Source organism: Roseateles sp. (genome assembly GCF_036486225.1).
Lineage (GTDB): Bacteria > Pseudomonadota > Gammaproteobacteria > Burkholderiales > Burkholderiaceae_C > Roseateles.
Genome location: NZ_DASVNZ010000205.1, coordinates 35,558 through 43,140, shown reverse-complemented (window position 1 = coordinate 43,140; position 7,583 = coordinate 35,558). Strand labels below are relative to the sequence as shown.

Sequence of the window (7,583 nt, the reverse complement as noted above, 5' to 3'; positions counted from 1 at the left end):
GCAGGTGCCGCATCGCGACCGGCTGATGCGTCTGGACGCACCCTACACCGGCGAAGCGCGCGAAGTGCATCGCGTGCCGCAGCGGCTGTCGCGGCTCGAGTTCCTCGAAGGCGGCAAGCAGGCGCTGGTGCAGGATTTCGACCTGACGAAGATGCGCACGTCGACGGAGCTGGTTGCGATGGACGGCACCTCGGCGGCGCAGCGGCTGATCGAACGTTCCGTGCGAGACCGCTACCGCGATCCCGGCACGCCGGTACACCGCATGCAGCCGACGGGACGCGCAGTCGTGCGCCTGGACGGCGATGCGATCTGGTACTTCGGCACCGGCGCGAGCCCGGAGGGCGACAAGCCCTTCATCGACCGGCTGGTGCTGGCGGGCAACAGGAAGACGCGGGTGTTCCAGTCGGGCTCCGAGGCCAACGGCGGCGACAGCGCGCACTACGAGCGCCCGCTGGCCGTGCTCGACACCGAAGGCGCCCGCGTCTTGACGGTGCGCGAGAGCGTCAGCGAGCCCGGCAATGTGATGCTGCGCGGTGGCGCCGCGCTCGCGACGGCGCAGGCGCTGACCGACGCCAAGGATCCCTCGCCGCAGCTGCGCGACATCCAGCGCGAGTTTGTCCGCTTCAAGCGCGCGGACGGCGTGGAGCTGTCGTTCTGGCTCTACAAGCCGCCCGGCTACAAGGCTGGCGAGCGTCGTCCGACCTTTGTCTGGGCCTACCCGCTGGAGTACACCGACGCGTCGACCGCGGGCCAGGTGAGCGGCTCCGGCAACCGCTTCAACAGCTTCGCGGGCACCAGCCCGCTGATGCTGCTGCTGGACGGCTACGTGGTGCTGATGGACGCGACCATGCCGGTGGTCGGCGATCCGAAGACGGTGAACGACAGCTTCATCGCGCAGATCACCGCCAACGCGCAGGCGGTCATCGACAAGGCCGTGGAGCTGGGCGTCAGCGACCGCGAACACATGGTCGTCGGCGGCCACAGCTACGGTGCGTTCATGACGGCCAACCTGCTGGCGCACACCCACCTGTTCAAGGCCGGCATCGCGCGCAGCGGCGCGTACAACCGCAGCCTGACGCCCTTCGGCTTCCAGAGCGAGCGCCGCACCTACTGGGAGGCGCAGGACGTCTACCAGAAGCTCTCGCCGTTCAACTACGCCGACAAGCTCAAGGAGCCGCTGCTGCTGATCCACGGCGAGGCGGACAACAACTCCGGCACCTTCCCGATCCAGAGCGCGCGGCTGTACCAGGCGCTGGCGGGCACGGGCGGGTCGGTGCGCTACGTCACGCTGCCGTTCGAGTCGCACGGCTATTCGGCGCGCGAGTCGGTGGGCCACACGCTCTGGGAAATGAGCGAATGGATGAAGCGCCAGGTCGGACCCGGCGCTCCGATTCCTCAGCCCTGAGGCTGCGCGCCGACGACCTCAGCGCAGACGACGGGGCGGCGGTCCGCCGCGGCCGCCCGGACCCCCGCGGTGGCCGCCGGACCGCTGCGGCTTGGGCGCAGGGATCGGCCGGGACACGTCGGCCAGCAGCAGGCTGGCGCGGACGAGGCTCTCGACCGCGTCGTCGAGCTCCTCCGGCGGTTCGAGGCTTTCGATCTCCACGAGCAACGCGTCCGCGTCTTCGAGGTCCTCGGGATCCAGGTGCATGTAGAGCTGGGCGAGTGGCTCGGTGAGTTCGGTCTCGTCCAGGTTCATCAGCGCGGGGAACAGGTCCGCGGCGAGTGCGAAGCCGGCGACCCAGGGCAGGACGGTCTCGGACGCGGAGGCATCCTCATCGAGCTCGAACACCCAGGGATCGAACCACTGGCGATCGTTGATCGCCTGCCGGAGGTCGTGCTCGCGGCGCTGGACGAGCTGCAGCAGCGGGCGCGCGTCGTAGCGGGCCGGCGCGGGCCGGCCTTCCTCGGAGTCCAGCACCCAGCGCCACCAGTCGGACAGGGGCACCGGCTTGGGCTGCAGGATCACGGCGACCAGGAAGCCGTCGAGCATCGAGACGTCGAGCGGCTCCAGCGGCGTCGGGACCTCGTCGAGCAGCGACTGCAGCTCATCGAGGTCGTCGTCGCTCCAGGCTTCGGGCGGCGTGCCGGGCGCAGACGCGGCGGGCGAGGCGGCAGGCGCCGACGGAGCGAATCCCTGCTGCGGCCGTGGACCGCGCGTCGGTGTCCCCGCCTTGGCGGGCGCGCCCGAAGTCTTGGGGGCGGGTCTGCGAGGCGCAGATTTGTTGGGGTGCTTGGGCGCGGTCATAGAGCGGGATTATCCGGGCGAGCCTGTACGGGCAGGCGGGTCGCATGGCTTCTGTTCGCCACCGCACGAAAGTCATGGTTCGGAGGAGTTCGTGCCCCGCAGTTTTTCCGTAATGCGGAGTCGCTCTTACACCTGCTGACCATTTTGCGCATGTATCCCACCTTGAGGGGATGCCGGAGGCTCAGGGTTCGCCCTAGAGTTCATCCACGCCCTCCAACGGCGCGGCCCGCAAGGCCCCGATGGACGGCACCGATCCCAACGACGTCCTTTCTAGGACTTGCAACGCCCGGTCAGCTCTGCTGGTCGGGCGTCCTTTTTTGTGGGTCGGCTGGCGGCGGTTTTGCGAAGCTACGATCTCGCGCCATGTCGACCACGATGACTTCGTCCCCCCAAGTGCATCTGACGCCGGTGAGCGCCGACGACGCCGAAGCGCTCGTCGCCCTGCGCATCGCCGCCATGCGCGAAAGTCTGGAGCGCATCGGCCGCTTCGATCCTCAGCGCGCCCGCGAGCGCTTCCTGTCGGGCTTCGATCCGGCGCGCACGCGGCACGTCGTCGTCGACGGGCATCGCGTCGGCTTCGTCGTCATGACGCCCCAGACGGAGTGGCTGTCACTTGATCACCTCTACATCGATCCGGCCAGCCAGGGTCGCGGCCTCGGCGCGGCGGTGCTGGCGGACGTCTTCGACGAAGCGCGGCGGCTCGGACTGCCGGTGCGCGTCGGTGCGCTGAAGCAGAGCGACTCGAACCGCTTCTACCAACGGCACGGTTTCGAGCTCGTCGATGAAGGCGAGTTCGATTGCTATTACGTGAGGCCTGTCGGCGTCGCCATCGCCTTGAAGACCTGGGACACGCTGACCGACGCCGAACGGCACGCCGTGTCGGCGCTGTCGGTCACCGACGAGCAGGTCGAGTTTGCCGGCAGCGTCGAGCGCTCCATGCAAGTCTGCGACGCCGACGCAGACGGCAATGTGGCCGGTCTGGCCATCTTGGCCGATCAGCAGATCGTCGGCTTCCTGGTTCTGAAGCGCGGCACAAGCCTGCCCGGCTGGGCGCAGGCGTCGGATTCCGTCATCAGTGCGATGCGGATCGACCTCGCGCATCAAGGCAAGGGCTACGGCACGCTGGCGCTCCGAGCGGTCTTCGCGTGGGTCCGGACGCAATGGCCGGGGTCCGCGCGGCTCGTGCTCTCGGTCGACGAGGAGAACGCGCCGGGCCGGCGCGCCTATGAGAAGGCCGGGTTCATCGACGCGGGGCTGCGGGAGCAGGGCCGCATCGGGTGGGTGCGGTACATGGCGCGGGCGATCCGATAAAGGCGCCACGGCGGTCCCGGGGAACCGGGTCAGCCGTGCTCGCGCCGCGCCGGCTCTTCCCGATGCAGCGTCACGGCCAAGGTGTCGCGCGGCGGCAGCAGCGAGATCTGCTTGAGGAGGCGCCCGACCTCGCCGCGGTGAAACCCGTCGTGGGTCGCGACGTGGAACAGCATTTCCTCGCGCGTCATCGTGCCGCGATCACCGTCGGTGAAGGTGAACGCGATGGGTTCGGCCAGTTGCTCCGGCGTGACCGACGCGACGTAGTCGAGGAACCATCGATCCGATGCCGCATGCGCCGCGCGCAACGATTCCGGCGTCGGCGTCTCGACGGTGTTGCTGGCCGCGTACCCGTGCGGCCGGCCCGTCAGGTGCCCCGTGAAGATCTGGTTGACCACGTAGCAGTGGTTGAGGACCCGCAGGGCGGTCTGGCGCTCCTCGGGATGCTGTCCGGCGGCGGACGTCTCGAGGACCTGCAGGAACCCGTCGTGGGCCCAGGCCTGGTGGCGGAACAGCTTCGACAGGATGGAGACGGTGCTCATGGTCGGTCACTCCTTGGCGGCTTGGCGGTCGGCCCGGAAAGGCGTCGGCTGGCCGCCATCTTGGCAGTGACGGGATCCCCCTCCAAACGTCAGCCTACAGGTGGGGCGATTAAAGGAACGAGCGCCCCCGGTCGCCTTCACACCCATGGGCGATCGACACACGCATCGACCGCCGCCGTGATCCCTTCGGCTCACGGACCTGATTGGGAACCGACATGGACACGACCTTCGACGACGCGGCCGTCGCCGCCCCGGCCGCGACCCCCGCGACCTCGGCAACTTCCGCCACCTTCCGCGATGCCCGCCATCTGATGGAGGACGTCGCGGCCCGGCTGCGCGACAGCCTCGCGCGGACCGAGACGGACCTCGCCGCGCTGCTGCACCTGAACGAACGCGCCGAATCCGAGCACGACGAATTGCAGTCGCATCTGGACCGGATCGTCGCCGCGCGCGACGACGCGCTCTCCCGTGTCGCCGAGCGCGACGCCAGCATCGAGCGCCTGACCATCGAGCTGCGCCACGCGCGCGATATCGCCTCCGACGCGCTTGTCGGCAAGGCCAAGGACCAGCTGGCGATCGCCGGCAAGGACGCGCAGCTGGTCGACCTCCGCCAGCAGCTGGAACGTCAGGTCGCGACCTCCGCCGCGGAGTCCGACAAGCGTCTCGCCGCCGAGATGGAGCTCGTCGGCGCCACGACCGCCCGCGACAACTTCGCCGCCGAGATCGCCGACCTGCGTGCGCGCCTCGACACGCTTTCGGGGCTCGGGGCCGCCGTCAATACCCCTCGCGCATGACCCCCTTGAGGTGGTCGATCAGCAGGCGCACCCCCTGCGGGGTGTGGCTGCTCCAGGGGTGGATCGCGTAGATCGCGTCGCCGAAAAAGCCGACCGCGCGCCAGTCCGGCAACACCTCGACCAAGCGACCTTCCCGCATCGCGTCCCGCGCGCTGAAGTCCGGCAGCAGCGCGATGCCGAGCCCCGACAGCGCCGCGTCCCGCAGCACCTCGCTGTTGCTCGCGCGGAAGTGGCCCTGCACCGGCACACGGATGCGCTCGGGCTCCGCCCCGTCCGAGGCGCGCTCGAAGAACCACTGCGCCGGCCCCGGCCGCAGGTACGGCAGGCAGCGATGCTGCGCCAGTTCCGCCGGATGCTGCGGCACGCCCGCCCGCGCCAGATAGGTCGGACTGGCCGTGAGCAGCGCCCGCGATGCGCAGAGCTTGAACGCCACATGCGTTTCCGGCGGCGCGCTCGTGTGCCGGACCGCCAGATCGAAACCTTCCTGTGCGAGTGGCACCAGGCGGTCCGCGAGGTCCAGTTCGATCCGCAACTCCGGATAGCGCTCGAAGAACGCCGGCAGCGCCGGGGCCACGTGTTGCCTGCCGAGCGCCACCGGTGCCGTCACACGCAGCAGTCCGCGCGGTGCGCCGGCGGACTCGCGTGCTTCGCTCAGGCTGCGGCTCAGCAGGGCGAGCCCGGGTTCCGCCTGCTCGACCAGCCGCGACCCCGCCTCGCTCAGACGCACCGAGCGCGTGGTGCGCTGCACCAGTTGCTGGTCGAGGTGGCGTTCCAGGTCTGAAATCCGCTGGCTCACGGCCGCCTTCGACAGGCCGAGGCGTTGCGCCGCCTTGGTGAAGCTGCCGAGCCTGGCCACGGCGATCAATGCCTGCAACTGCGACCAGAGCAGCTCGTCGCGTGCCTCCGCCTTCATGGGGGATGACGGCGGCGCGGAAGGCGGCGAGAAAGAGGTCGGGCTCATGATTGTTCAGTCTATCGAACAATGTGGTTGCCCATCTGGGCTAGGCAGGGGAGAGGGGGATGCCTAGACTCGATGGCATCCCCAAGAAGCAGGAGACCGCTGTGACCTCGTCCACCCATGCCGCTGTTGCCCCCGTCGCCTTCACCGACGGCGCCGACATCAGCCACTTCATCGCCGGCGAGCGCCGTCCGGCCACATCGGGGCGCAGCCAGGCGGTCTTCAATCCGGCGACGGGTCAGGTCGCGCGTCAGCTCCAGCTCGGCAACGTCGAGGACGTGGACACCGCCGTCGCCGCCGCGCAGGCCGCCTTCCCCGCGTGGGCGGACGCGCCGCCGCTGCGCCGCGCGCGGGTGATGTTCAAGCTCCTCGAACTGCTGAACCAGCACCGCGACCGCCTCGCCGCGATGATCACCGCCGAGCACGGCAAGGTCTTCACCGACGCGCAGGGCGAAGTCAGCCGCGGCATCGACGTCGTCGAATTCGCCTGCGGCGTGCCGCAGCTGCTCAAGGGCGACTACACCGAGCAGGTCTCCACCGGCATCGACAACTGGACCACGCGCCAGGCGCTGGGCGTGGTGGCCGGCATCACGCCGTTCAACTTCCCGTTCATGGTCCCGATGTGGATGGCCCCGCTGGCCATCGCCACCGGCAACGCCTTCATCCTCAAGCCCAGCGAGCGGGATCCGTCGCCGAGTCTTGCCGTCGCCGAACTCTTCAAGCAGGCCGGCCTGCCGGACGGCATCTTCCAGGTCGTGCAGGGCGACAAGCAGGTCGTCGACGCGCTTCTGCACCACCCCGACGTGCGGGCGCTGAGCTTCGTCGGCTCCACGCCGATCGCGCAGTACATCTACGAGACCGGCGCCCGCCACGGCAAGCGGGTGCAGGCGCTCGGCGGCGCGAAGAACCACATGGTCGTCATGCCGGATGCCGACATCGACCAGGCCGTCGACGCGCTGATCGGTGCCGCCTACGGCTCGGCGGGCGAGCGCTGCATGGCGATCTCGGTGGCCGTGCTGGTCGGCGATGTCGCCGACCGCATCGTGCCGCTGCTCGCCGAGCGCGCGAAGGCGCTCAAGATCAAGAACGGCATGGCGCTCGACGCCGAGATGGGTCCCATCGTCACGCGCGAGGCGCGTGATCGCATCGAGGGCTACATCGCCCATGGCGTCGAGGAAGGCGCGACCTTGGTGGTCGACGGCCGCGGACATCGCGTCGACGGACTGCCGGATGGCTTCTTCACCGGCGGCACGCTCTTCGACCATGTGACGCCGGCCATGCGCATCTACAAGGAAGAGATCTTCGGCCCGGTGCTGGCCTGCGTGCGGGTCAAGGATTTCGGCGAGGCGCTGGACCTCGTCAACGCGCATGAGTTCGGCAACGGCGTCGCCTGCTTCACCAGCGACGGCAACGTCGCCCGCGAATTCGCGCGCCGCGTGCAGGTCGGCATGGTGGGCATCAACGTGCCGATCCCCGTGCCGATGGCGTGGCACGGCTTCGGCGGCTGGAAGAAGAGCCTCTTCGGCGACATGCATGCCTACGGTGAAGAGGGCGTGCGCTTCTACACGAAGCAGAAGAGCGTCATGCAGCGCTGGCCCGCCAGCATCGCCAAGGGCGCCGAATTCGTGATGCCGACGAGCAAGTGAACTGCCATGGCCGCTGGCCCTCACCCCCACCCTCTCCCGCAAGCGGGAGAAGGAGTCCGACCGGCTCCCTTCTTACCCCCTCTCCCG

Annotated in this window: 7 protein-coding genes and 1 pseudogene; 5 read left to right on the top strand and 3 right to left on the bottom strand. The window is 69.3% G+C overall.

Annotated features, from left to right (window positions below; genetic code table 11):
• On the top strand, window positions 1-1,405 hold a 1,405-nt coding region (locus VF536_RS14415; protein WP_331615547.1), incomplete at its 5' end, for an alpha/beta hydrolase family protein.
• An 18-nt stretch (window positions 1,406-1,423) separates the two neighbouring features.
• Here the strand turns inward: VF536_RS14415 and VF536_RS14410 are convergent.
• The gene (locus VF536_RS14410) at window positions 1,424-2,248 is read right to left on the bottom strand and encodes a YecA family protein (protein ID WP_331615546.1); all 825 of its coding nucleotides are present in this window, start codon (window positions 2,246-2,248) and stop codon (window positions 1,424-1,426) included.
• A gap of 363 nt (window positions 2,249-2,611) precedes the next feature.
• Here VF536_RS14410 and VF536_RS14405 point away from each other — a divergent pair.
• Together VF536_RS14405 and VF536_RS14400 are read left to right on the top strand one after the other, a co-directional pair.
• Window positions 2,612-3,076, top strand: a pseudogene (locus tag VF536_RS14405) (GNAT family N-acetyltransferase); the annotation flags it as partial.
• A 108-nt stretch (window positions 3,077-3,184) separates the two neighbouring features.
• Window positions 3,185-3,559, top strand: coding sequence for a GNAT family N-acetyltransferase (locus VF536_RS14400; protein WP_331615551.1), 375 nt, complete (start codon window positions 3,185-3,187; stop codon window positions 3,557-3,559).
• 29 nt (window positions 3,560-3,588) lie between these two features.
• On the opposite strand, the gene VF536_RS14395 is transcribed toward VF536_RS14400, so the two are convergent.
• Window positions 3,589-4,098, bottom strand: a complete 510-nt coding sequence (locus VF536_RS14395; protein ID WP_331615545.1) for a DinB family protein — start codon at window positions 4,096-4,098, stop codon at window positions 3,589-3,591.
• 215 nt (window positions 4,099-4,313) lie between these two features.
• Between VF536_RS14395 and VF536_RS14390 the strand changes: the two genes are divergently transcribed.
• Window positions 4,314-4,892 carry a hypothetical protein gene (locus VF536_RS14390; RefSeq protein ID WP_331615544.1) on the top strand — a complete coding sequence of 193 codons (579 nt, stop codon included), beginning with the start codon at window positions 4,314-4,316 and terminating at the stop codon, window positions 4,890-4,892.
• Here VF536_RS14390 and VF536_RS14385 read toward each other — a convergent pair.
• Window positions 4,873-5,805, bottom strand: a complete 933-nt coding sequence (locus VF536_RS14385) for a LysR family transcriptional regulator (protein ID WP_331615550.1) — start codon at window positions 5,803-5,805, stop codon at window positions 4,873-4,875. The two genes, VF536_RS14390 and VF536_RS14385, sit on opposite strands and share 20 nt — an antisense overlap.
• 107 nt (window positions 5,806-5,912) lie before the next feature.
• On the opposite strand from VF536_RS14385, the gene VF536_RS14380 reads away from it, so the two are divergent.
• Window positions 5,913-7,496 (top strand): CoA-acylating methylmalonate-semialdehyde dehydrogenase, encoded by a 1,584-nt coding sequence (locus VF536_RS14380; protein WP_331615543.1) that lies wholly within the window; start codon window positions 5,913-5,915, stop codon window positions 7,494-7,496.
• Window positions 7,497-7,583 lie beyond the last annotated feature (87 nt).